The organism is Stagnihabitans lacustris, assembly GCF_025950525.1.
Taxonomy (GTDB): Bacteria; Pseudomonadota; Alphaproteobacteria; order Rhodobacterales; family Rhodobacteraceae; genus Stagnihabitans.
Genome location: NZ_JAPDGS010000001.1, coordinates 142301 through 164076, shown reverse-complemented (window position 1 = coordinate 164076; position 21776 = coordinate 142301). Strand labels below are relative to the sequence as shown.

Annotated in this window: 23 protein-coding genes; 9 read left to right on the top strand and 14 right to left on the bottom strand. The window is 63.7% G+C overall.

Translation table 11 applies throughout. The features are described 5' to 3' along the window. The first annotated feature begins 29 nt into the window (after positions 1-29). The 4 genes from NX862_RS00815 to NX862_RS00800 all read left to right on the top strand — a co-directional run bounded on the left by NX862_RS00815 (position 30) and on the right by NX862_RS00800 (position 4637). The gene (locus NX862_RS00815; protein WP_264491978.1) at positions 30-983 is read left to right on the top strand and encodes an ABC transporter substrate-binding protein; all 954 of its coding nucleotides are present in this window, start codon (positions 30-32) and stop codon (positions 981-983) included. Then, positions 980-1768, top strand: a complete 789-nt coding sequence (locus NX862_RS00810) for an ABC transporter permease (protein WP_264491977.1) — start codon at positions 980-982, stop codon at positions 1766-1768. Before NX862_RS00815 ends, NX862_RS00810 begins: the two co-directional genes overlap by 4 nt. Further along, positions 1765-2529, top strand: a complete 765-nt coding sequence (locus tag NX862_RS00805) for an ABC transporter ATP-binding protein (protein WP_264491976.1) — start codon at positions 1765-1767, stop codon at positions 2527-2529. The genes NX862_RS00810 and NX862_RS00805 overlap by 4 nt, the downstream gene beginning before the upstream one ends. Positions 2530-2636: 107 nt before the next feature. Further along, positions 2637-4637: a putative bifunctional diguanylate cyclase/phosphodiesterase gene (locus NX862_RS00800; RefSeq protein WP_264491975.1), complete on the top strand. Its 2001-nt coding sequence runs from the start codon at positions 2637-2639 to the stop codon at positions 4635-4637. Here the strand turns inward: NX862_RS00800 and NX862_RS00795 are convergent. The 5 genes from NX862_RS00795 to NX862_RS00775 all read right to left on the bottom strand — a co-directional run bounded on the left by NX862_RS00795 (position 4631) and on the right by NX862_RS00775 (position 8278). Continuing rightward, positions 4631-5161 carry an alpha/beta hydrolase gene (locus tag NX862_RS00795; protein ID WP_264491974.1) on the bottom strand — a complete coding sequence of 177 codons (531 nt, stop codon included), beginning with the start codon at positions 5159-5161 and terminating at the stop codon, positions 4631-4633. The two genes, NX862_RS00800 and NX862_RS00795, sit on opposite strands and share 7 nt — an antisense overlap. Further along, entirely contained in the window at positions 5158-6075 is a 918-nt protein-coding gene (locus tag NX862_RS00790) for a glutathione S-transferase family protein (RefSeq protein ID WP_264491973.1), read from the bottom strand. The genes NX862_RS00795 and NX862_RS00790 overlap by 4 nt, the downstream gene beginning before the upstream one ends. Beyond that, entirely contained in the window at positions 6076-6858 is a 783-nt protein-coding gene (locus tag NX862_RS00785) for a VOC family protein (RefSeq protein WP_264491972.1), read from the bottom strand. Positions 6859-6924: 66 nt separating this feature from the next. Then, positions 6925-7341, bottom strand: coding sequence for a DoxX family protein (locus NX862_RS00780; RefSeq protein WP_264491971.1), 417 nt, complete (start codon positions 7339-7341; stop codon positions 6925-6927). Positions 7342-7432: 91 nt separating this feature from the next. Then, positions 7433-8278, bottom strand: coding sequence for a LysR family transcriptional regulator (locus NX862_RS00775; RefSeq protein ID WP_264491970.1), 846 nt, complete (start codon positions 8276-8278; stop codon positions 7433-7435). Positions 8279-8371: 93 nt separating this feature from the next. On the opposite strand from NX862_RS00775, the gene NX862_RS00770 reads away from it, so the two are divergent. Next, positions 8372-9127, top strand: a complete 756-nt coding sequence (locus tag NX862_RS00770) for a nitrilase-related carbon-nitrogen hydrolase (protein WP_264491969.1) — start codon at positions 8372-8374, stop codon at positions 9125-9127. Here NX862_RS00770 and galE read toward each other — a convergent pair. The 3 genes from galE to NX862_RS00755 are packed head-to-tail and all read right to left on the bottom strand — an operon-like array spanning position 9117 to position 12252. Continuing rightward, the gene (gene galE / locus NX862_RS00765; protein WP_264491968.1) at positions 9117-10100 is read right to left on the bottom strand and encodes a UDP-glucose 4-epimerase GalE; all 984 of its coding nucleotides are present in this window, start codon (positions 10098-10100) and stop codon (positions 9117-9119) included. The genes NX862_RS00770 and galE overlap by 11 nt on opposite strands. 23 nt (positions 10101-10123) lie before the next feature. Further along, positions 10124-10807, bottom strand: a complete 684-nt coding sequence (locus NX862_RS00760; RefSeq protein ID WP_264491967.1) for an ABC transporter ATP-binding protein — start codon at positions 10805-10807, stop codon at positions 10124-10126. Between the two features lie 8 nt (positions 10808-10815). Continuing rightward, positions 10816-12252, bottom strand: a complete 1437-nt coding sequence (locus NX862_RS00755) for a KpsE/RkpR family capsule polysaccharide export protein (protein ID WP_264491966.1) — start codon at positions 12250-12252, stop codon at positions 10816-10818. 150 nt (positions 12253-12402) lie between these two features. Here NX862_RS00755 and NX862_RS00750 point away from each other — a divergent pair, with 150 nt between their 5' ends. Next, on the top strand, positions 12403-13248 hold the full coding sequence (locus tag NX862_RS00750) for an ABC transporter permease (RefSeq protein ID WP_264491965.1): 846 nt from the start codon (positions 12403-12405) through the stop codon (positions 13246-13248). Here NX862_RS00750 and NX862_RS00745 read toward each other — a convergent pair. The 4 genes from NX862_RS00745 to NX862_RS00730 all read right to left on the bottom strand — a co-directional run bounded on the left by NX862_RS00745 (position 13245) and on the right by NX862_RS00730 (position 16731). Continuing rightward, positions 13245-14549 (bottom strand): UDP-glucose dehydrogenase family protein, encoded by a 1305-nt coding sequence (locus tag NX862_RS00745; RefSeq protein ID WP_264491964.1) that lies wholly within the window; start codon positions 14547-14549, stop codon positions 13245-13247. The genes NX862_RS00750 and NX862_RS00745 overlap by 4 nt on opposite strands. Before the next feature lie 45 nt (positions 14550-14594). Further along, complete coding sequence (locus tag NX862_RS00740; RefSeq protein ID WP_264491963.1) at positions 14595-15380, bottom strand: exodeoxyribonuclease III; 786 nt, start codon at positions 15378-15380, stop codon at positions 14595-14597. Positions 15381-15438: 58 nt separating this feature from the next. Beyond that, on the bottom strand, positions 15439-15750 hold the full coding sequence (locus tag NX862_RS00735; RefSeq protein WP_264491962.1) for a hypothetical protein: 312 nt from the start codon (positions 15748-15750) through the stop codon (positions 15439-15441). A 294-nt stretch (positions 15751-16044) separates the two neighbouring features. Next, the gene (locus tag NX862_RS00730) at positions 16045-16731 is read right to left on the bottom strand and encodes a response regulator transcription factor (protein WP_264491961.1); all 687 of its coding nucleotides are present in this window, start codon (positions 16729-16731) and stop codon (positions 16045-16047) included. A 108-nt stretch (positions 16732-16839) separates the two neighbouring features. On the opposite strand from NX862_RS00730, the gene NX862_RS00725 reads away from it, so the two are divergent. Together NX862_RS00725 and NX862_RS00720 are read left to right on the top strand one after the other, a co-directional pair. Further along, positions 16840-17355 (top strand): L,D-transpeptidase family protein, encoded by a 516-nt coding sequence (locus NX862_RS00725; protein WP_264491960.1) that lies wholly within the window; start codon positions 16840-16842, stop codon positions 17353-17355. A 39-nt stretch (positions 17356-17394) separates the two neighbouring features. Further along, positions 17395-19272: an amylosucrase gene (locus NX862_RS00720; protein WP_264491959.1), complete on the top strand. Its 1878-nt coding sequence runs from the start codon at positions 17395-17397 to the stop codon at positions 19270-19272. Between the two features lie 6 nt (positions 19273-19278). Here the strand turns inward: NX862_RS00720 and NX862_RS00715 are convergent, their stop codons facing one another. Together NX862_RS00715 and NX862_RS00710 are read right to left on the bottom strand one after the other, a co-directional pair. Then, positions 19279-19947 (bottom strand): YggS family pyridoxal phosphate-dependent enzyme, encoded by a 669-nt coding sequence (locus NX862_RS00715; protein ID WP_264491958.1) that lies wholly within the window; start codon positions 19945-19947, stop codon positions 19279-19281. Between the two features lie 63 nt (positions 19948-20010). Continuing rightward, the gene (locus tag NX862_RS00710) at positions 20011-20844 is read right to left on the bottom strand and encodes a porin (RefSeq protein ID WP_264491957.1); all 834 of its coding nucleotides are present in this window, start codon (positions 20842-20844) and stop codon (positions 20011-20013) included. A gap of 434 nt (positions 20845-21278) precedes the next feature. Here NX862_RS00710 and NX862_RS00705 point away from each other — a divergent pair, with 434 nt between their 5' ends. Further along, a complete protein-coding gene (locus NX862_RS00705) occupies positions 21279-21761 on the top strand; it encodes a DUF3576 domain-containing protein (protein WP_264491956.1) in 483 nt (160 codons plus the stop codon). The last annotated feature ends 15 nt before the right edge of the window (positions 21762-21776 follow it).

The window sequence follows — 21776 nt, the reverse complement described above, 5'->3', positions numbered from 1 at the left end:
TCCGATGCCAAAAAACAGGGAGCCCTAGGATGCGTAAACTACTGACCGGCGTTTCGATGGCCATCATCGCGGGATCGGCCCAGGCGGGCGAGATCAAATTGGGCATGACCACCTGGGTCGGCTATGGCGAAATCTTTCTGGCCAAAGAGTTGGGTTACTTTGAGGAAGGCGGCCTGACCGTCGATCCGCAGATCATCGAAGAAGCCTCGCTGACCATGGCGGGCGTTGCGTCGGGCGAATTGCAGGGCACGGCGGCCACCATCGACGAGATCATGAAATATCGCTCGGACGAGATGTGCTTCAAGTCGGTCTATGCGCTGGACGACAGCCATGGCGGCGACGGCATCCTGGCGCCCGCCGATGTGACCTCGATTGCCGACCTCAAGGGACGCGAAGTGGGCATGAACGAAGGGTCGGTCAGCCAGTTCTGGTTCAACATCCTGCTGAAAGAGGCGGGGATGACCGAGGCCGATGTGACCATCGTCAACATGACGGCGGATGATGCGGCGGCGGCCTTCATGGCGGGGCAAATCCCGGTGGCCGTGACCTGGGAACCCCATCTGACGCTGGCCAAAGAGCAGAAGGTGGGCAAGGTCCTGGTCAGCTCGGATCAGACGCCGGGGCTGATCGTCGACGTGATCGCCCTGCGCTGCGACACGATTGCCAACCAACCCGAGGACGTGAAGGCCCTGGTGGCGGGTCTGAAGAAGGCCCATGAATACCTGCTGGCCAATCCGGAAAAGTCCTATGAAATCATGGCCAAGGGCGTCGGCGGCTGGCTGTCTGACCCCAAGGACTTTGCGGCCTCGGCGGCGGGGGTGCAGTTCTATGGCGCCGAACGCAACGCCGCCTTCTTTGCCGGTGGCGCCGTGGGCGAGGCGGGCAAGCTGATCAAGCTTGGCGGTGAAATCTGGGGCGGCCTGGGCAAGCTGCATATGGATGTGACTTACGACAGCATCGTCGATACCTCCTTCCTGCAATGAGCCTGTTCACACCGTTCCGCGCCATTCCGCGCGGGGTCACGATCGGCATGGGGCTGGCGGTCTGGGCGCTGGTCCTGGGCCTTTGGGCGGCCGTCACCTATGGCGGCCGCGTGCCCCAGATGTTTCTTCCCGCGCCGGGCAAGGTGCTGGCCACAGCCGGAAAACTTGCCGCCGACGGGACGCTGTGGATGCACACCTGGGCCTCGGCCCGGGTCGTGCTGACCGGCTTTGCCCTGTCGTCGGTCGTGGCCGTGCCGCTGGGGCTTTACATGGGGACATATCGCCTGGTTCAGGCCGGGCTAGAGCCGCTGGTGAACTTTATCCGCTATCTGCCGGTGACATCTTTCGTGCCGCTGTTCATCCTGTGGATCGGGATCGGCTTTCAAAGCCATATCTCGGTCATCATCTTTGGCGTGTTCTTTCAACAGCTTGTCATGGTGGCCGATGCCGCCCGCGCCGTGCCGCGCGACCTGGTGAACGCCGCCTATACCCTGGGCACCACCCGGGGCGAGACGGTGCGCCAGATCGTCTTTCCCTATACGCTGCCCGCCGTTCTGGACGTCTTGCGCGTCACGATGGGCTGGGCCTGGACCTATCTGGTCGTGGCAGAGCTTGTCGCGGCAAGGGCGGGCCTGGGCTATATCTCTTTGAAGGCCGCGCGCGGGTTTCAGGTCGACATCATCTTTCTGGCCATCGCGATGATCGGGCTTTTGGGCCTGTTGACCGACCAGGGCTTTCGCCTGGCCCGCCGCCTGATTGCCCCCTGGGCGGAGACCCTGCGATGAAATCCGCCGATATCGACGTCCGCAACGTCACCTTGCGTTATGGCGGCAAGCAACCCGTGCTGGCGCTGGACCGCCTGTCGCTGGACGTGCGGCCCAATGAATTCGCCGTCATCGTCGGGCCTTCGGGCTGCGGCAAGTCCTCGCTGCTTTACCTGATCGCGGGGCTGGAGGACCGGACCAGCGGGTCGATCCAGGTTGGCGGCCAAGAGGTCACGTCCCCCGGCGCCGACCGCGGCATGGTGTTCCAAAGCTATACCTTGTTCCCTTGGCTGACCGTGGCGCAGAATGTGGCCTATGGGCCCAAGCGGCGCGGCGTGGATGACCCGGCGACGGTCGCCCGCTATTTGCACGAGGTCGGGTTGGAGGCCTTTGCCGACCACTATCCGGCGCAGCTTTCGGGCGGCATGAAGCAGCGCGTGGCCATTGCCCGCGCCTTGGCCAACGACCCCGCCGTGCTGTTGATGGACGAGCCCTTTGGCGCGCTGGACAGCCAGACGCGCCACCAGATGCAACGGCTGCTTCTGCGCGTTTGGGACCACTCGAAAAAGACCGTGCTTTTCGTGACCCATGACATCGAAGAAGCGATCCTTCTGGCCGACCGCGTCTTTGTCATGTCGGGTCGTCCGGGGCAGATCCGCCGGGTGCTGGACGTGGGCTTTGACCGCCCGCGCCACGAGGACCTTGTGCTGGACCCCGCCTTCATCGCCCTGAAACGCGAGATCATGGGCCTGCTGCGCCAGGACGAGGTCCCAGCGGACTGACGAAAAGGATAGGGTGGGGCGCTAGGCCCTTCTCAAACTCCGCCCAAGCCCTATAGTCCGAAACGGTCAAGGTTTCAGGGCGGTTTTTGGTGCACATGTCGGATCGGATGGCGCAAATCTCCGCGGAAACTGCCCTTCCCGGCCTGTCCGACCTCTCCGTCCTTCGCGCCAGCCGTCAGGCGGTCTGGGTCTATGACCTGCAGGAATGTCGCATCGTCTGGGCCAATGAAAGCGCAGTGATCCTGTGGGAAGCCCCTGATTTCGCAGAGCTTTCCTCTCGCGATCTGGGCGCCGACATGAGCACGTCGGTCCGCATCCGCCTGGCGCAATACGAGACCGCCTTTGCCCGCGGCGAGATTTTCGACGAACATTGGACGATCTATCCCAGGGGCATCCCCCGCGCCCTGGTCTGCCGGTTTCGCGGCTGCCGCCTGCCCCATGGTGCCATCGCCATGTTGGTCGAGGCCAGCGCCGTGGGGGCCGAGGACCGCAGCCTAATCATCTCGGCCCAGGTGCTGCTGTATACGACGTCGATGGTGTCGACCTATGCGCCGGATGGGACCTGCACCTATGCGAACCTGGCCGCGCTGAAGTCGTTCCCGGGGCGGCAACAGGCGGAATTGCCACGCTTTTTGAACCCGACCATCCGCGCGGCCCTGTCGGGCGCGGGCGACGAAATCGAGGGCACTTACCTCTCCGAGGTCATGACCTCGCGCGGGGTGCGGATGCACGAGGTCTCGATCCGGCTGGGTCAGGACCCGGTCGATGGCGGGCCGAATTTTGTGATCACGGAAACCGATGTCACCGATCAGGAAAACGCCAAGCGCGGGCTGGAGGCGCTGGCCTCGCGGGATTCGCTGACCGGTCTGCGCAACCGGGCCTACCTTGCGGCTTCGGCCTCGGGCTATATGGGCAACCATGCGGCGCAGGGGCGAGGGTCGGCGATGCTGCTTCTGGACTTGGACCGGTTCAAGTTCGTCAACGACACTTTGGGCCATGCGGCGGGCGACCGGCTGTTGCAGGAAATCGCCGAACGCATGTCGGGCGCCCTGCCGCCGGGCACGCCCCTGTCGCGGCTGGGAGGCGACGAATTCTGCTGTCTGATCGCGCATGACGGGGAAAAAACCCTTTTGCGTCAAGCCAATGCCGTGCTGAAAGCCCTGGGCCGCCCCCTGCGGGTCGAGGGCAATGACCTGTCGGTTTCGGGCTCGATCGGGCTGGCTTTGGCCGATCCCTCGGGGACAACTTTTGACGAGCTGTTGCGCCAGGCCGATCTGGCCCTGTTCGAGGCCAAGGGCAACGGCGGGGCCGAGGCGCGGATCTTCCGGCCCGAAATGGCGGCGCGGTCGGAACGGTTCTTGCGCGTCGAGGCCGAGTTGACCGAGGCCCTGCGCCGTCGCCGGCTGGAGCTGTTCTATCAGCCGCGCCTGTCCCTGCGCACCGGCAAGATCGTCGCGGCCGAGGCGCTGATCCGGATCAACAAGCCCTCGGGCCCGGCCGTCATGCCCGCCGAGTTCATCCCCGTGGCCGAGGCGACCGGCCGCATCGCCCCCATCGGCCGCTGGGCGCTGCGCGAGGCGGCGCGCCACCTGGTCGTGCTGCGCGGCGAGGGCGCAAGGGTCGATCTGTCGGTCAATGTCAGCGCCAAGCAGTTCACCGACCCCGCGTTTTTGAAACAGCTGCGCCAGGCGCGGCGGCTTTTGGAACCCGTGGGCGGCGTGATCGAGCTGGAGATCACCGAATCCGTCCTTGTCGAACATGACCGCCGCCTGCAAAAGGTCATGCGCCAGATCGCCGACATGGGCTATACCTTTGCCATCGACGATTTCGGCACGGCTTATTCGAACCTTGCCGGCATCTCGCGTTATCCGATCAACTGCATCAAGATCGACAAGACCTTGATTGCGCACGCCGATTTCCGCGCTTTGGTGACGGCGGTCCTGACCTTGGCGCGGGTTTTCGGCGCCAAGGTTGTGGCCGAAGGCGTCGAGACCGAAGAGCAAAGGCACTGGCTTGAGGAAAGCCAGTGCGACGAGTTCCAGGGCTATCTCTTCTCTCGCCCGGTGCCGTTTTCCGAGCTGCAGCGGCTGATTGCGGCGGGTTACTGAAGAAACTTGCGTGCGGCGGCAAGGCCTTGCGGGCCGATCTCGTGGCCGATGGGTTCGATCAGCATCTGGACCGTGACGCCCGCAGCTTGCAGCCGGGCTGCGGCCTCACGCGTGACATCGGGCGGCATCATCGGGTCATGTTGGCCGCCCAACAGCAGGACGCGGGCGCCCGCTTGCGGGGTCAGGGGGCCGTCAAAGGCCAGACGCCCGGCAAAGGCCACGACCGTGGCGACCTTGCCCCGCGCCAAAGCATCCAGCGCCATGATCGACCCTTGGGAAAAGCCCAAAAGCACCGGCGTCCCTTCGATCAGCGCATCCAGCCCCGCCCGCGCCGCGCGCACCCTTGCGGGGCGGTTTTCCACCGTCACCCCCGCGATATCGAACCACGCCCAAGCCCCCGGCCCCGCCGGATGCGGCGCATTGGGGGCCGAAAAGGTCAACCCCGGCAGGTCCAGATGGGAGGCCAAAGGCAAAAGCCCCGCCCCATTGCCGCCCACACCATGCAACATCAGGACATGGGTCATGCCAGCCCCCGTGCCCAGGCCAGATCCGGCCCCCGCGGGATGATTCCGTTCGGATTCAACGTCTTGATCGAGTAGTAACCGCGCTTGATATGGTCCAGGCTGACCGTCTGGGCCACCCCCGGCAGCGCAAGGACCCGCTCCATCCAGGCCTGAAGGCGGGCATGATCGGCAAAGCGCCGCAGGTTGCATTTGAAGATGCCGTGATAGGCCACGTCAAAGCGCACCGCGGTGACAAAGGCGCGGATATCGGCCTCGGTGAAAATCTCCCCCATCAGCCAGGTGCGGCCGTCCGACATCCGGGCCTCAAGGGCCGTCAGCGTGTCAAACACCAGCGCCACGGCCTCGTCATAGGCCTCTTGCGTCGTGGCAAATCCCGCGCGGTAAACGCCGTTGTTCAGGCCGGGATAGACCACCTCGTTCAGGGCGTCGATTTCGCCCCGCAAAGCCAAGGGATACAGGTCGGGACCCGAGGCCAAGCCGCCGAAATCCTCGTTGAAAATCCGCAGGATATCGGCGGATTCGTTGTTCACGATCTGCCCCGTTACCTTGTCCCACAGGACCGGCACCGTGGCCCGCCCCGAGACATGGGGATCGGCCTTGGTATAGACCTGATGCATATATTTCGCCCCGGTCAGGGGATCGGGCGTGGCGAATTCCCAGCCCTGCGCGGTCAGGGCCGGTTCCACCACCGAAACCGTGATCACATCCTCCAACCCCTTGAGTTTGCGGGCCATCAAGGTGCGCGAGGCCCAGGGGCAGATCAGCGCGACGTAAAGGTGATAGCGCCCGGCCTCGGCGGGAAAAGCGCCGCCCAGACGGTGCCGAAAGCTGGAGACCTGACGAACAAAGCCGCCCTTTTCATCCTTGGCCTGCACCGGCTGCCAGTCTTGCGTCCATTTGCCGTCGATCAGCATTTACTTCTCCGTCACGGTGAACTGGGTGCCCCAGGGGTCAGTCAGGGTTGCGGGCAAAAGGCCGGGGTCGGCGCGAAGGCCCACTTCGACCAGGCCGGTCATGCCCGGCGTGCGGGTCTTGGCCCCGCGTGAGTTCCAGATATTCGTGGCCAGGTGGTGATGATAGCCGCCCGACCCATAAAAGGCCGCGCCGGGATAATGCGCCGTGATCGGCAAGCCCATGGTATCGTGGTAAAATCCCTCGGCCTCGGTCAGGTTGCCGACCTGCAGGTGGACATGGCCCACGACCAGGCCCTTCGGCGCGGCGCGATAGGGGCCCTTTGCGCTGCGGGCGACGGCGTTCAGGTCCAGCCCGTCGGTGGCCATCTTGATCTGGCCATCGGGCCCATACCAAGCGACGCGGGGCCGGTCGACATAGACCTCGATCCCATTGCCCTCGGGGTCCGAAAGATAGATCGCCTCTGACACCAGGTGATCGCTGGCGCCCTCCAGGGCGATGCGGTTTTCCGCCGTATGGATCAGCCAGGCGCCCAGATCGGCGCGCGACGGCATCAGAAAGGCGGTGTGAAACAACCCCGCCTCGCGCCCGGTGTTGGGCTTGGCGGCCTTGTCGCCGCGCAGTTCGACCAGGGTCTGATCCCCCGTCCCCAACCGCACCACAGCATTGTCCGAAGACAGCCGCGCCAGGCCCAGAAGGCTTTCGTAGAAGGTCGCCATCCCGGGCAGATCGCGCACGGTCAAGGCGACATGGCCGATCTCGATCGGCGCAGAGGCGGTGGACATGATGTATCTCCAATGAAAAGGGCGGCCCAGACGCATCCGGACCGCCCGAAAGGGAGCCGGAAGGGCTTACTTGCGGTCGAAGGACCAGGCGCCAGCGCCCAGCAGGGCCTGGGCAACCATCACGATGGCCCAATAAGCCGGATATTCCCAGCCGCCGCCCGCGTTCGAAAAGACAAAGCCCGCGCCGCCGTGACCAAAGATCGCAGCGCCGACCAGAACGGCGGCCAGGGGCAGCGACACCAGCTTGACGCGGAAGCCCACAAGCAGCGCAAGGCCGCCGCCGACTTCGGCCAGGATCGTCAGATAGGCCAGAAAGCCCGGCAGGCCGATCGACTCGAAATAGCCCACGGTGCCGGGGAGGGTGAAGACAAAGACCTTCACCAGGCCGTGGAACAGAAAGAGCCCGCCGTTGACGACGCGCAGCAGGGCGGCGGCGAGGTCGGTGGAACGCTCGGTGGCGAATTCGGTGGTCACAGTGGTCATGGGGTTCTCCTTGGATATGGAGGCTAGATGCGCCCTTCCAAGGAAAAGGGCAATCCGGGCGCGGGGAAGTTCATTCCTTCCGAATTGGAAGTTACCGCAGGGCGCGGGCCATGAAGTCGATCAACGCCCGCAGTTTCGCGGTCACACGGCGGTCGGCGGGATACAGCAGATGGATGCCCAGCAAAGGCGCCTCGTATTCGGCCAAAAGGTGAACCACCCGCCCCGCCGCGATGCTGCCTGCCGCCACGAACTCGGGGATGCGGGTCACGCCAAGCCCCGCCTCGGCCGCGGCCAGGCAGGCGGTGGCGTTGGAAAACGCCAGCCGCCCCTGGACCAGGACCCTTTCGGTCGCAAAGGGCCAGGACCGCGGCTCCCGAGAGTTCAGGTCGATCACCGCCTCATGCGCGGTCAGATCCTGCGGCACCAGCGGCGTGCCCTGCGCCGCAAGATAGGCCGGAGAGGCCACGGCGATGATCCGCGCCTCGCCCAGTTTGCGCGCCTTGAGGCTGGTATCGGTGACAAGGCCGATGCGGATGGCGGCGTCAAAGCCCTCTTCGACAAGGTTGGTCAGGCGGTCGGTGAACTGCACCTCCAGCGCGATATCGGGGAAAGAAAGGGCGAAATCGGCCAGCACCGGGGCCAGGCGGATCGTGCCGAAAGACAAAGGCGCGGTCAGGCGCAGGCGGCCGCGCGGGGTGATGGCCGCGTGCTGCAGATCGGCGGTGACATCGTCCAGCGCCTCGATCACCTGACGCAGGCGGTCGGCGTAAAGCTGGCCCGCCTCGGTCAGGGCCAGCGCGCGGGTGGTGCGGTTCAGAAGTTTCACCCCCAACTCCGCCTCCAGCCGCTGCACCAGTTTCGACGCCTGACCCGAGCCCGCGCCAAGCCGCTCTGCCGCACGCGCAAAGGAGCCGGTCTCGACGACCATCAGGAACATTCTTTCAGGCGCCAAGCGATCCATGGGCCGACTATGGCGGTTTTGCTTGAGGGGTTCCATGGGGTCTGATCGGATACAACCATGGAACAGGATATGCGAATCGCCCTTTGGCAGGGCCCGTCGGTGGAATGTGATATCGAGGCGGGGATGACCGCGCTTGGTGCGGCGTTGCGGGCTGCGGGGGCGATGGGGGCGCGGGTGCTTGTGGCGCCGGAGCTGTATTTGCCGGGCTATAATCAGGACGCTTTGGTCGATCTGGCCCAACCGCGGGGCGGGCCATGGCATCAGCGGCTGGCGGCGCTTGCGCGAGAGGCCTGCTGTGGGCTGGTCGTGGGCTATGCCGAGCGGGAGGGGGTTTTGTATAACGCTGCCGTGGCCTTTGGCGCGGATGGCGCGGAACTGGCGCATTACCGCAAGATCCAGCTGTTCGGGCCGCGCGAACAGAGGCTGTTTGCCTTTGGCGAGGCCTATGCGGTCTTTGACTTTCACGGGCGCAAGGCCGCGCTGCTGATTTGCTATGACATCGAATTCGACCATCATATCAGCGCCTTGAAGGCGATGGGTGTCGATCTGATCCTGTGTCCGACCGCCTGCCCCAAGCCGTTTGAAAACGTGGCGCAATCGGTCGTCCCGGCCCATTCGGCCAATCACGCGCTGTCGATTGCCTATGCCAATTACTGCGGCGACGAGGGCGATTGCGCCTATTTCGGCCTGTCGGTGATCACCGGGCCGCATGGGCAGGTGATGGCGCAGGCCGGCGCGGGGCCTGCGCTGTTGGTCGCCGACATTCCCCCGCCTGACCCCGCGCGCCTGACCACCCAGGCGCGCGACCGTCGCTTTATTCGGTAAAGGCGGGCTGTTTCGACCACCGCCAGGCGTCGCCGATCATCTGTTGCAGGGTCGACCGTTTCGGCTCCCAGCCCAGTTCCGTGACCGCACGTTGCGAGCCCGACACCAGCGAGGTCGCATCCCCCGCCCGCCGCGCGCCCTCGATGATCGGGACCTCGCGGTTGGTGACGATGCGGCTGGCCTCGATCACCTCGCGGACGGTGAATCCATTGCCGGAGCCCAGGCAGAAGACCCGGCTGGCCTTGCCGTCCAAAAGCCAGCGCAGGCCAAGGATATGGGCGTCAACCAGATCCATGACATGCACGTAATCGCGGATGCAGGTGCCGTCCTTGGTCTTGTAATCACTGCCAAAAACCGTCAAAGCCGCGCGTTTTCCGTCGATGGCATCCAGCATCAGCGGGATCAGATGGGTTTCGGGGACATGCTGTTCGCCCACCTCGCCCTCCGGGTCGGCACCCGCGACGTTGAAGTAACGGAAGATCACTGAATTCAGCCCATCCGACTTTTCGAAGTCACGAAGCAACATCTCGATGGCGCGCTTTGATCCGCCATAGGCGTTGATCGGGGTCTGGGGCGTATCCTCGTCCAAGGACACGCCATCCAGCTCGCCATAGGTGGCGCAAGTGCTTGAAAAGACAAAGTTCTTGATGCCGGCCGCCAAGGCCGCCTCGATCAGGTTCAAGCTGCCGTTCACATTGGTGCGCCAGTATTTCCCCGGATTGGTCATCGATTCGCCGACCAGAGACAGGGCCGCGAAATGCATGATCGCCACCGGCTTATAGGTCGCAATCGCCGCGTCGATCGAGGCGCGGTCCATCAGGTCGCCCTGGGCCAGAGGTCCGAACTTAACCGCCTGCCGCCAGCCGGTCGAGAAGTTGTCAAAGGCCACCGGCGTAAAACCCGCCGCTTTCAATGCCTTGCAGGCATGAGCGCCGATATAGCCCGCCCCCCCCGTCACCAGAACATGCATCATTTTCTCCTGTCGCGCCGCGGTCCTCAGGCGACCGAAGCCGCATTCGGACTGCCAAAGCGCATATTTCTGTTATGGGCCTCGATGGCCTCGTCAATCGTGTCATAGAAGGTCAGGCGGCCATGTTCCAGCACTGCGCCGGTGGTGCAAAGGCTGCGCAAGTTGCGTTCGGAATGTGAGATCAGGACCACGCCCGCGCTGTGCATCCGGTCGTTGAACAGGTCTTCGGCCTTTTGCTTGAAGGACAGGTCGCCCGTCGAATGGACCTCGTCCAGCAGATAGGTGTTGAACCGGATGCCCATCGACATGCCGAAGTTCAGCCGCCCGCGCATGCCCGTCGAATAAGTCTTTACCGGCTCGTAGTAATTGGCGCCCAGCTCGGCGAAGTCATCGACGAATTCCACCAGCTCGTCCGTGTCCACGCCATAGACCCGCGCGATGAAGCGGACATTCTGCGCCCCCGTCATGTCGCCCTGGATGCAGCCGGTCAGGCCGATGGGCCAAGAGATCTCGCCGCTGACCTTGACCATGCCGAAATCGGGGTTGATGTTGCCCGCGATCATCCCCATCAGCGTCGATTTGCCCGCGCCATTGCGGCCCAGGATGCCGATCTTGGCCCCGGTCGGGATCACCGCATGGATGTCGCGCGCCACATATTTCGGCTGGCCGCGATACCAGAACGCCTTGGTCACATGCTCGAAGCTGATCATGACAAGCCCTATCGACGGTCCCGCAGCGCGTAATAGATCATGGAAATCGAGGTCCAGATCAGCAAGCCGGTCAGCAAGGTCAGGAAGATTTGCAGGGGACGGTCCGGCGCCGTCGTCGATTGCGCCACAGTCGGCGTCAGGAAAGTCGCAAGGTAGCGCGTCTGCTGCACCGCATCGGTCATCGACTGATCATAGGCGCCCTGGGCCGCGATATAGGATTTCTGCGAGAAATCCATCTCCAGCGTCAGCCCCTGGTAGTCGCGGATCAGCGCGGCATAGCCCGGGTCGTCGGGATTGCCCAAGGAGCCCACCTTGCCGGTCTCTTCGTCAAGGCGATTCTCGATCACCTCGATCCGCCGCTTCAGGTTGGCGATGCGCGGGTCTGTGTCGGCGACCTGGCCGATCAGCAGGTCCAGGTTGATCTGAGCCTCGGCCCTTTGCTGCACCAGGCTGTTGATCACCTGGCTGGCGCCGTTCAGCTGGGTTTGCGGGTCGACGATATGGTTCTTGATGCGGAATTCGGCGAGGGCGTTTTGCGCATCGCGGTAGCGCCCCTCGGCCTTGGCCAGGGTTTCGCGGGCGTAGCGCGTCGTGTCGTCCTGCGCCGTCTTGGACATTTCGTTGATGATGGCGGTGCATTCCACCACGATCTCATGGGCGATGGCCTGGGCATCTTCGGGCGTGAAAGCAAAGACTTTCAACGTCATAAGCCCCGAAGAACTGTCGTAGTTCACCACGACCATGTCGTTCCAATACTTCACCAGGTCCTCGATCGGGCCATCTGCGGGGAAGGAAAAGAACCAGTCCTCGGGATAGCGCGACCAGATCTTGCGCAGGTTCAACTTGGCATCGACCCGTTCGACCAGCTCTTGGCTGTCGACGAAATGGTTCAGGATATCCATATCCTTGGTCGAGGCCCCGCCGCCGCCCAGAACCCCCAGGACATCGAAGGTGTTCGACCCCTCCTGGGTGCGGCTGCCGAAGCCGACGTCGCTTTGATATTGATCGACGGCGGTGGTGTGCAGATAGGTGCCATAGATGGCCGGCGGCAGCAGGACCAGGAACACGAACAGGACCGCCAGCACGAAATGCCGCATTTGCAGCCGGGCGCCGCGGACCGTGGTCAAAGGCTCTTTCTCGACCTTGGCGGCGGGCTTGGGGGCTGGCTTGGGTTGCGGTTGCGGTTGAACCGGGGGACGTGCCTGCTGGACCGGGGCGGGAGGCGGCACGGGTTGCGGCACGGGCTGGGCAGCGGGCGCCTCATCCTGGGCCAGCCGCAAGGCGCGGGCATGAAGCCCCATCGGTCCGGCCAACTGCCGCCGTGGCATGCCATCGGCCACCGGCGGCACCGGACCGCCAAAGGCCCCGGACATGCCCGAAGGCCCGGTCACGCCATCAACCTCGGGCTTGGCGGCAGCGTCGGTCTTGGCGTTGGGGGTCTTCACAAGCTTGTCCAGATCTGCGCAGCGGTTTGCGCCTTGTTCATCTTGCTGGTAATACTATCCCAGCCGCGGCGGTGCTCACAAGCGCGGACTGCGCGCCCCCTCGTCGCCCGCGCCGTGCCGACCGCCCCGATCGTCAGGAAAACGACTAAAATGCAGACCATTTCCGCCGAGACGGCCCCGACCGCGTTGGACCGGACCCCGCCGACCGAGGCCCAACAGCCCCGCTCGCGCCGGTTTCGCAGCATGCGGGTCATCATGGCGCTGATCATGCGCGAGACCGGCTCGCGGGAGACGCGGACGTCGCTGGGCTTTTTGTGGACCTTCATCGACCCGCTGATTTCGATCCTGATCCTGGCGCTGACCTTCTCGATCGTGCAGCGCACGCCGCCGCTGGGCACGAACTTTCAGCTTTACTATGTGACGGGGGTCCTGCCCTTCCACCTTTACTCCCATGTGGCAAGCCGGGTGGCGGGCTCGGTGCGGTTTTCGGGCAACCTCTTGGGCTTTCCCTCGGTCACGGTGGTGGATGTGCTGGTGTCGCGCTTTTTGTTGAATGTCTTCACCAATTGCCTGGTCTTCGTGATGGCCGTCTATGCCACGATCCACTTCTATGGCCTGCGCATGAATCCCGATGTCTATGGCATCATGCTCAGCCTTGGCATGGCGGCGGCGCTTGGCCTTGGGGTGGGGACGATGAATTCGGTGCTGTTCCTGTGGTCTTCGGCCTATGAAAGCCTGTGGAGCTATATCAACCGGCCGATGAGCCTGCTGGCCGGCGTGATGTTCCCCATCAGCCAACTGCCCGACAGCGTCTATTCCTATCTGAAATGGATACCGATGACCCATTTCGTGACGGCGATGCGGGCAGCCTTTTACCCAAGCGTCGACGACCGCTTCGTCTCGCCCTATTACGTGCTGGTCATTGCAGCGGTGGCCTTCGTGATCGGCTTGATCGGCCTGCACCGCTATGTCTTTGACTTCCTGGAAAAGCGTTAACGGCCGACGCCGTCGTATTTCTCGAAACCGGCCTCCAGCACCTCTTCGGCGGAATAGATGTTGCGCAGGTCGGCCATGCGGGGATGGGCCATCTTGCGGGCGATCTTTTCCAGATCCAGCGCGCGGAACTCGTTCCATTCGGTCAGGATGACGACAACATCGGCACCCTGGGTCGCCTGATAGGCATTGTCGGTCCAGCGCACGCCGGGAAGCAGCGCCTCGCCCTCATGCTGGCCCTGCGGATCGGCGACGCGGACCTTGGCGCCACCGCCCACAAGCGCGGGAACGATGGTCAGCGAGGGCGCGTCGCGCATGTCATCGGTGTTGGGCTTGAAGGTCACGCCCAGGATCGCGATGGTCTTGCCGTTCACGTTGCCGTCGCAAAGGTCGACGATCTTGTCCAGCATCCGGCGCTTGATCTCTTCGTTGACCTTGATCACCGTCTCGGTGATCTGCATGGGGACGGCGTGATCCTGACCGATGCGGGCCAAGGCCTTGGTATCCTTGGGGAAACAGCTGCCACCATAGCCGGGACCGGCATGAAGGAACTTGTTCCCGATCCTGCCATCCATCCCCATGCCCTTGGCGACATCCTTGACATCGGCGCCGACCTTTTCACACAGGGCGGCGATTTCGTTGATGAAGGTGATCTTGGTGGCAAGGAAAGCATTGGCCGCGTATTTGATCATCTCGGCCGATTCCAGACCGGTGTAGACCACCGGGAAATCACGCAGAAACAAGGGCTTGTAGACATCGGCCATGACTTTGCGCGCCTTGCCGGATTCCACGCCCACCACGACCCGGTCAGGCCGCATGAAGTCGTCGATGGCCGCGCCCTCGCGCAGGAATTCCGGGTTCGAGGCCACATCGAACTGCGCGGCCGGATTGGCCTTCTTGATCGTGCGGGCCACGTCGCGGTTCGTGCCGACCGGCACAGTCGATTTCGTCACCACCACGGTATATTGCGTCATCGCGGTGGCGATCTCGGCCGCTGCAGCCATGACGAAGGTCAGGTCGGCATGGCCATCGCCGCGCCGCGTGGGCGTGCCCACCGCGATGAAAACCGCATCCGCCCCCGCCACCGCCTCGGCCAGGTTCAGCGTGAACGACAGCCGCCCGGCGGTCACGTTCTTGGCCATCAAGGCCTCAAGCCCGGGTTCATAGATCGGGACCTGGCCCGCCTGCAGCTTGGCGATCTTTTCCGGGTTCTTGTCGACGCAGACGACCTCATGGCCGAAATCCGAGAAACACACCCCGGACACAAGGCCCACATAGCCCGTCCCGATCATCGCAATCTTCATCGCCTGCCCCGCCTTATGGTTAAAACCTGTCTAATGCGCCCGACGTCAAAGGTCAAAGGAGGCAAAGACCGGCACGTGGTCAGAGCCCTGCTCCCAGCCCCGCACCGGGCGCAGGATTCGGCTGCCATGGGCCGAGGCCGCGATGTCGCGCGTGGCCCAGACATGATCCAGCCGCCGCCCCTTGTCGCCCGCATCCCAATCCGGAGAGCGATAGGACCACCACGAATAAAGCCGCCCGTCGGGGATGTCCTGGCGCGTGACGTCGACCCAATCGCCCGCCTCCATCACTTGCCCCAGGTGATCCACCTCGATGGGGGTGTGCGAGACGATCTTCAACAGCTGCTTGTGGTTCCAGACGTCATCTTCCCGCGGCGCGATGTTCAGATCGCCGACAAGGATGGACCGCTGCGGCGCGTCCGTGCGGAAATGGTCGCGCATCTCGGTCAGGTAATCCAGCTTTTGGCCGAATTTCTCGTTCTGCGCGCGGTCGGGGATATCGCCGCCCGCTGGCACATAGCAATTGTGGATCACCACGCCATTCGGCAGACGCGCCGCGACATGGCGGGCATGGCCAAGGCTGGCGAAATCGTGGCCCGACACCTCTTCCAGCGGAAGTTTGGACAGGATCGCCACGCCGTTATAGCCCTTTTGGCCGCGCGCGACCATATGGGTATAGCCCAGGGCCGCAAAGCCGTCGCGCGGGATCAGTTCGACCGGACTTTTACATTCCTGCAGGCAAAGCACATCGGGCGCCTCCTCCTGCAACAGCCGGCAGACCAGCGCTTCGCGCAGGCGGACCGAATTGATGTTCCAGGTGGCAAGCGTGAACATGGCAGTCTCCTTGGGCCGCACCGGCAAAATGCAGCGGCGCGGCCCAAGGTCTACCGCATCAGTCGTTCAGCGTGAAGGTCGCCAATTCGCAAAGGTTCTGCGTGCCGGACACGTCGTTGCCGTTGTCCATCACGAAACGCAGGTCGTAATCACAAACCTCTTCGCCATCGGCGATCGAGATTTGACCCTGGGTGCCGGGTTCAACCGCGGGCACCGCCAGGATGTTTTCACCCCATTCTTCAGCCTCGTGCGGCGAAACATACATTTCGACCAGCTTCAGCGAGGAATTGTTGATCAGGGTGAATTCCAGATCCTCGGCCATCACGGGGGTGGCGGCAAGGGCGATGAGGGCAAGGGCAAAGCGACGCATGAAGTCTCCTGTGATTTTCGACAGGGGTAACGTGGCGCAAAGACCTTATCAAGCCGTGAATCGATCACTCAACCCTCGGTCGAAAGGCAAAAAAAGACCGGGCACGAAGGCCCGGCCAGGTCCAACAGGGAGGAAGCCGTGCCATAACCCCGACACGACAAGGGGACCTTTGTTGGGACAGAGGGCCCCACAACATCTTCGTATGCCCAAAGCCTAGCGCAGGGTTCCGGCATCCCTAAGCGTTTTTCGAACATTTGCCTTGTTTTACAGACAAAGTGTCACATTTCGGCACGCTTAGGCGACCAGTTTGTAGCCGCCGCTCTCCGTCACCAACAGCCGCGCATTGGCCGGATCGGACTCGATCTTTTGCCGCAGACGGTAGATATGGGTCTCAAGCGTATGGGTCGTCACCCCGGCGTTATAGCCCCAGACCTCGTGCAGAAGCACATCACGTGCTACAACCCCTGATTGCGCCCGATACAGGTATTTCAAGATGTTGGTCTCTTTTTCCGTCAGGCGAATCTTCTTGTCCTTCACATCCACCAGCATCTTTTGCGCGGGTTTGAACGTATAGGGCCCCAGGGTAAAGATCGCATCCTCGGACTGTTCATGCTGGCGCAGCTGCGCCCGGATGCGGGCCAAAAGCACGGGAAACTTGAACGGCTTGGTCACATAGTCGTTCGCGCCCGCATCCAGGCCCAGGATCGTGTCGGCGTCCGAATCATGACCCGTCAGCATCAGGATTGGGCATTTGACGCCCGCCTTGCGCATCCGCTTGCACAGCTCCCGCCCATCGGTGTCGGGCAGGCCGACATCCAGGATCACCAGGTCATAGGGGCCGGCCTTGGCCTTCTCCATCCCTTCGGCGCCGGTGCGGGCCTCGAAGACGTCGAAATCCTCGGTCAGGACCAGCTGTTCGGACAGGGCCTCACGCAGGTCATCATCATCATCGACCAGAAGAATTTTCCGCAAAGTGGACATGTTCGCCTCCATTCGTTGAGACGAAGATGGGACGGCTTCACGGGGGCTTCAAGTTATGTGACAAACCCGTCACGCCGACGTGTCAGCCTGCGAGGGAATGTTTCAAAGATGAAAGCTGCCGACCTGGTTCTGACCCCCATGGGCCTGCGTGTGCGGGGCCGGGTGCTGCCCTGCACGATTGGGCGGGGCGGCGTGACGCGGCGCAAACGCGAGGGGGATGGCGCGACGCCTGCCGGGGTGCATGGCATCGTGGGCTGCCTCTACCGCCCCGACCGCATGGTGCGGCCGGTGGATTGGGCGCTTCCCATTGGGCCGGGCGATCTGTGGTCGGACGACCCCAAGGCGCCCGACTACAACAAGATGGTGCGCGCGCCCTACGACTTCAGCCATGAAAGGCTGCGCCGCGCCGATCCGATGTATGATCTGGTGCTGATCATGGATTGGAACTGGCCGGTGTCGCATCCCGGCATGGGCTCGGCGATCTTTGTCCATGCCTGGCGCAGGCCTGGCGCGCCCACCGCGGGCTGTATCGCCATGTCGGCTCCGGACCTGTTGTGGCTGACCCGCGGCCTGCGCCATGCCGACCGTGTCATCGTCCCGGAAACACTTTCCAAAACGCTTTGAATACCCTAAACTGGCCTCCGGAAGAGGGAGGAACCAGCCATGGCCAAAGCGGCGTCCATCACGGATGACGACATCTTCAGCTTGCGGCTTGACCGCAGCGCGCCCGATCTGTGGCCCATGCTGGAGGCGCTGTATGGCGCCCATCCCGATTACGACGCCTTCCGCGAGCGCCTTTTGGCCGCGCTGAAGAAAGGCCACACCGCCCGCCCCGCCGACCTGAAAAAGCTGGACCTGCGGCGCGATCTGGAACCCGACTGGTTCCAACGGCCCGACATGGCGGGCTATGTCTTTTACATCGACCGCTTCAACGGCACGCTGAAGGGCGTCTTGGACAAGCTGGACTACCTGGAAGACTTGGGCGTCACCTATGTCCATTTCATGCCCTGCCTCAAGCCGCGTCCCGGCGACAGCGATGGCGGCTATTCGGTGATGGATTACCGGGCGATCAACCCGGATTATGGCACGATGGAAGACTTCCAGGAGGTCACGGCGGCCCTGCGGGCGCGGGGGATTTCGGTCTGCATCGACCTGGTGCTGAACCACACCGCCAAGGAACATGCCTGGGCGCAAAAGGCCGCCAAGGGCGATGCGGCCTATCAGGATTACTACCTGATGTTCGACGATCCCGCCCTGCCCCGCGCCTATGAACGCTCTCTGGTCGAGATCTTCCCCGACACCGCGCCGGGGTCCTTCACCGAATATCCGCATTTCGGCAAATGGGTCTGGACGACGTTCAACGAACACCAGTGGGACCTGAACTGGGCCAATCCCCAGGTCTTTCTGGAAATCACCGAAATCATGCTGTTCCTCGCGAACCAGGGCGTCGAGGTCCTGCGCCTGGACGCCGTGGCCTTCATGTGGAAGCGGATGGGGACGCGCTGCCAATCCGAACCCGAGGTCCATATGCTGCTGCAGGCGCTGCGGGCCTGTTGCCGGATCGCCTGCCCCGCGCTTTTGCATCTGGAAGAAGCCATCGTCGCGCCCTCCGAGATGCTGCCCTATCTGGGTCGTGGCAAGCATGACGGACGCGAGGGCAACCTCGCCTATCACAACTCGCTGATGGTGCAGTTCTGGGGCGCCTTGGCCACGCGGGATGCGCGGTTGATGCGGCATGTGCTGGGCACGCACTTTCCCGCGACCCTGACGAACGCCACCTATGCCACCTATATCCGCTGTCATGACGACATCGGCTGGGCCGTGACGGACGAAGACGCAGGCGCGCTGCATATGTCGGGAGGGGCGCATCGGGCCTTCCTGTCCAATTTCTATGAGGGGACCTTTCCGGGGTCATTCGCCAAGGGCGAGCTGTTTCAGGTCAACGAGGAGACCGGCGACAAAAGGATTAGCGGGTCCTTCGCCTCCCTCGCGGGGCTGGAGCGGGCCGAGGACCCGGGGGCCGAACAACTGGCCGTCCAGCGCATCCTTCTGGGCCATGCGCTGATTGCAGCCTTTGGCGGTATCCCCTTGATCTATATGGGCGACGAGCTGGCAACGCTGAACGATTACACCTACCGCGACCAGCCCGATCATGCCCATGACAGCCGCTGGGTCCATCGGCCGCGGATGGATTGGCACATGGCGCAGTTCCGCCATTCCGATGACAGCCCGGCCGGTCAGGTCTTTCGCGGCACCAAGCATATCCTCGCCCGGCGCAAGGCGGTCGAGGCGATCCACGCCGGCCATCCGCTGCGCATCCTTGACCCCGGCCAAAGCGGAGTCTTTGCCTTTGCGCGCCAGGCGCCGACGGGGGTGATGCTGGGGCTGTTCAACATGACGGAACACTGGCTGCACCTGCCCGAGACCTGGGCGCGGGACCATGGCGTCACGCGGATGCATGACGCGCTGTCCGATCACCCGGTCGAGGCGCATGACGGCCAGATCGCCCTTCCGCCCTACGCCCGGGTCTGGCTCTTGTAACCGGCTTTACGCGTAGGTTCTGGCGCCAAAGAGCGCCGAGCCGACGCGGATATGGGTCGCCCCATGGGCCACAGCGGCCTCAAAGTCGCTGCTCATCCCCATCGACAGGCCCTTTAAACCATTGCGCGCCGCCATATCGGCCAAGGCGCGGAAATGCGGAACGGGGTCTACGCCCTCGGGGGGGATGCACATCAGGCCCTGGGGGGGCAGGTCCATCCCGCGCACCTGCACCAGAAAGCCGTCAAGGTGCTGCGGCAGGATACCGGCCTTCTGCGGCTCGGCCCCGGTGTTCACTTGGATGAACAGGTCCGGGCTTGTCCCGCGCGCCTGCGCCAGACGGGCGAGCTTTTCCGCCAGACTTAAACGGTCAACCGATTGGATGACGTCGAACAGTTCAACCGCCTGCTTGGCCTTGTTGGTCTGCAGGGGGCCGATCATGTGCAGCTGCACGCCCGGGAACGCCGCCCGGAAGGCGGGCCATTTGCCCGCGGCCTCTTGCACGTAATTCTCGCCGAAAACCCGCTGACCCTGGGTCAGGACCTGATGCACGCGGTCATCGGGCTGCACTTTGGAGACGGCGATCAGGGTGACGGAACCGGGGGCGCGGCCAGAGGCGGCGGTGGCGGCATCGAGGCGGCTTTGGATTTCATGCAAGGACATGGGCGCATCTAACATTGGTCTGCGCCAAAAGAAAAGAGCGGGCCAAGGCCCGCTCTTTCCCCTTATGATCGGTTAAGATCAGAAGGACAGGGTCACACCAGCTTCGTAGATGGTGTCGGTGCCGTTGTCGGCCACGCCGGCTTTGACAGCAGCGCCGCCACCCAGGTCGTAGGACACGCCCAGACCAGCAGTGTCACGGCCAGCGAAGTTCACGTTGTCGCCCATGAAGGCGGTGACGGTGGCAGCGCCAGCGACGTAGTCGAGCGACAGAGCGTAAGCAACGTCAGCAGCCGAGTCACGGTCAGCAACGCGAGCCGACACGGTGGCGGCGCCGAAGGTGGCGGTGCCCTTCAGGTCGACTTGGCTGTCGGTGGCGGTGTCGGAGTAGCCCAGAGCGACCGAGTAGGAGCCAGCAGCATACTTCACGGCAACCGAAGCAGCTTCGTCAGCGGCGGTGGGTTGGCCGATGCCGACGGCGACCGACAGAGCGCCCGAGGTGTAGTTGTAGCGAGCCGCGGTGGCGGTGCCGCCGAGGAAGCCGATTTCGTTGTTGTCGCCGAGGCCGGTGTAGCCGACGCCCGAAACCTGACCAACCAGGTTGTCAGCAGCGCCGCCAGCGACGTCGCCCATGGTCAGCGTGCCGAACGAGCCCGAAACGAAGACCGTCGAGTCGCCGTTGGCGGTGCCCGAAGCGTTGCCGCCGTTTTGGTCAGCGCGCATTTCGGCGCCGAACGACAGGCCGCCGTCGGTGGTGCCCGAACCGGCGAAAACGATACGAACGCGCGACGAGAACGCGGTGTCGGTGCCGTCGTTCACGATACCCATGCGGGCCGAACCCGAAACCGCGACTTCAGCAGCAGCGACCGAAGCGGTCATGGCCAGCACGGTGGTCGCCAGAAGAATCTTTTTCATGTTTTCCCTCGTTGTCTTTTAGGGGTCGCCCAACTCAGGAAGTCTGTGCTGGGTATGACGTCTATTTCGCAACTGCCGCCCCGGATTGCAACGCATAGGGCCGGGGCCGGACCGCAAGGCGAAATCTATGGTGCAGCTTTGCCACAGTTCCGCCACACGACCCCGCCCCGCCCTGCAAAACTTGGCCGAAAACCCGGTCAAGGATTGTGCAGACGACGGAAACAGTCGGGCTTTCCGGGGGTTTGCGGCGGAAATGTGGCGGAACTCGGGCGGAAAACAGCGCAAAACCGGCGAATTCTCGCCAAAGCCGCGCCCGAACCGCACCGGACCCGGGGGCTCTCGATTCGGATTCGGCGGCGCGGCGGCCTGGGGTGAAAGCCCTTGGCAGGCCAACGGGGACGGGCTAGACACGGATCAGTTGCAAGAGGCTCTCTATGTATAAGCACGCGCGTAAGGCTATGGTTCTGGGTCTGGTCCTTTTGACGGGCTGCGGGGTTCTTGGCACCTCGCCCGAGCGGCGGGCCGCCAATGTCGCCGCCAACGAGGCGCGTGCCGCGGCTGAACCGCGCCGCACGACGGTCTGGGACCTGTTCTCGAAAAACACCGATGCGAATGTGACGGTGCGGGTGAACAAGTATATCTGGAACGCCAGCCTGGATGTGCTGGACTTCCTGCCCATCGAATCGGTCGATCCTTTCACCGGGGTGATCGTGACGGGCTATGGGCGGCCTCCGGGTGGCGGTCGGGCGTATCGCGCGACGATCTATGTGCAGGACCCGGCGCTGGATGCGCGGTCCTTGCGGGTGGCTTTGCAGGGCCAGGGCGGCGGGGCCGTGGCGCCCGAGACCGTCTCGGCCATCGAGGATGCGATCCTGGCCCGCGCCCGCCAGATGCGGATTGCCGACAGCAAGCTGTGAATTTTGGGGCCAACG

Bases quoted from the DNA above. Each gene is read 5' to 3' on its own strand.
- NX862_RS00815 (WP_264491978.1), top strand. From the start codon at position 30: ATGCGTAAACTACTGACCGGCGTTTCGATGGCCATCATCGCGGGATCG.
- NX862_RS00810 (WP_264491977.1), top strand. From the start codon at position 980: ATGAGCCTGTTCACACCGTTCCGCGCCATTCCGCGCGGGGTCACGATC.
- NX862_RS00805 (WP_264491976.1), top strand. From the start codon at position 1,765: ATGAAATCCGCCGATATCGACGTCCGCAACGTCACCTTGCGTTATGGC.
- NX862_RS00800 (WP_264491975.1), top strand. From the start codon at position 2,637: ATGGCGCAAATCTCCGCGGAAACTGCCCTTCCCGGCCTGTCCGACCTC.
- NX862_RS00795 (WP_264491974.1), bottom strand. From the start codon at position 5,161: ATGACCCATGTCCTGATGTTGCATGGTGTGGGCGGCAATGGGGCGGGG.
- NX862_RS00790 (WP_264491973.1), bottom strand. From the start codon at position 6,075: ATGCTGATCGACGGCAAATGGACGCAAGACTGGCAGCCGGTGCAGGCC.
- NX862_RS00785 (WP_264491972.1), bottom strand. From the start codon at position 6,858: ATGTCCACCGCCTCTGCGCCGATCGAGATCGGCCATGTCGCCTTGACC.
- NX862_RS00780 (WP_264491971.1), bottom strand. From the start codon at position 7,341: ATGACCACTGTGACCACCGAATTCGCCACCGAGCGTTCCACCGACCTC.
- NX862_RS00775 (WP_264491970.1), bottom strand. From the start codon at position 8,278: ATGTTCCTGATGGTCGTCGAGACCGGCTCCTTTGCGCGTGCGGCAGAG.
- NX862_RS00770 (WP_264491969.1), top strand. From the start codon at position 8,372: ATGCGAATCGCCCTTTGGCAGGGCCCGTCGGTGGAATGTGATATCGAG.
- galE (WP_264491968.1), bottom strand. From the start codon at position 10,100: ATGATGCATGTTCTGGTGACGGGGGGGGCGGGCTATATCGGCGCTCAT.
- NX862_RS00760 (WP_264491967.1), bottom strand. From the start codon at position 10,807: ATGATCAGCTTCGAGCATGTGACCAAGGCGTTCTGGTATCGCGGCCAG.
- NX862_RS00750 (WP_264491965.1), top strand. From the start codon at position 12,403: ATGCAGACCATTTCCGCCGAGACGGCCCCGACCGCGTTGGACCGGACC.
- NX862_RS00745 (WP_264491964.1), bottom strand. From the start codon at position 14,549: ATGAAGATTGCGATGATCGGGACGGGCTATGTGGGCCTTGTGTCCGGG.
- NX862_RS00740 (WP_264491963.1), bottom strand. From the start codon at position 15,380: ATGTTCACGCTTGCCACCTGGAACATCAATTCGGTCCGCCTGCGCGAA.
- NX862_RS00735 (WP_264491962.1), bottom strand. From the start codon at position 15,750: ATGCGTCGCTTTGCCCTTGCCCTCATCGCCCTTGCCGCCACCCCCGTG.
- NX862_RS00730 (WP_264491961.1), bottom strand. From the start codon at position 16,731: ATGTCCACTTTGCGGAAAATTCTTCTGGTCGATGATGATGATGACCTG.
- NX862_RS00725 (WP_264491960.1), top strand. From the start codon at position 16,840: ATGAAAGCTGCCGACCTGGTTCTGACCCCCATGGGCCTGCGTGTGCGG.
- NX862_RS00720 (WP_264491959.1), top strand. From the start codon at position 17,395: ATGGCCAAAGCGGCGTCCATCACGGATGACGACATCTTCAGCTTGCGG.
- NX862_RS00715 (WP_264491958.1), bottom strand. From the start codon at position 19,947: ATGTTAGATGCGCCCATGTCCTTGCATGAAATCCAAAGCCGCCTCGAT.
- NX862_RS00710 (WP_264491957.1), bottom strand. From the start codon at position 20,844: ATGAAAAAGATTCTTCTGGCGACCACCGTGCTGGCCATGACCGCTTCG.
- NX862_RS00705 (WP_264491956.1), top strand. From the start codon at position 21,279: ATGTATAAGCACGCGCGTAAGGCTATGGTTCTGGGTCTGGTCCTTTTG.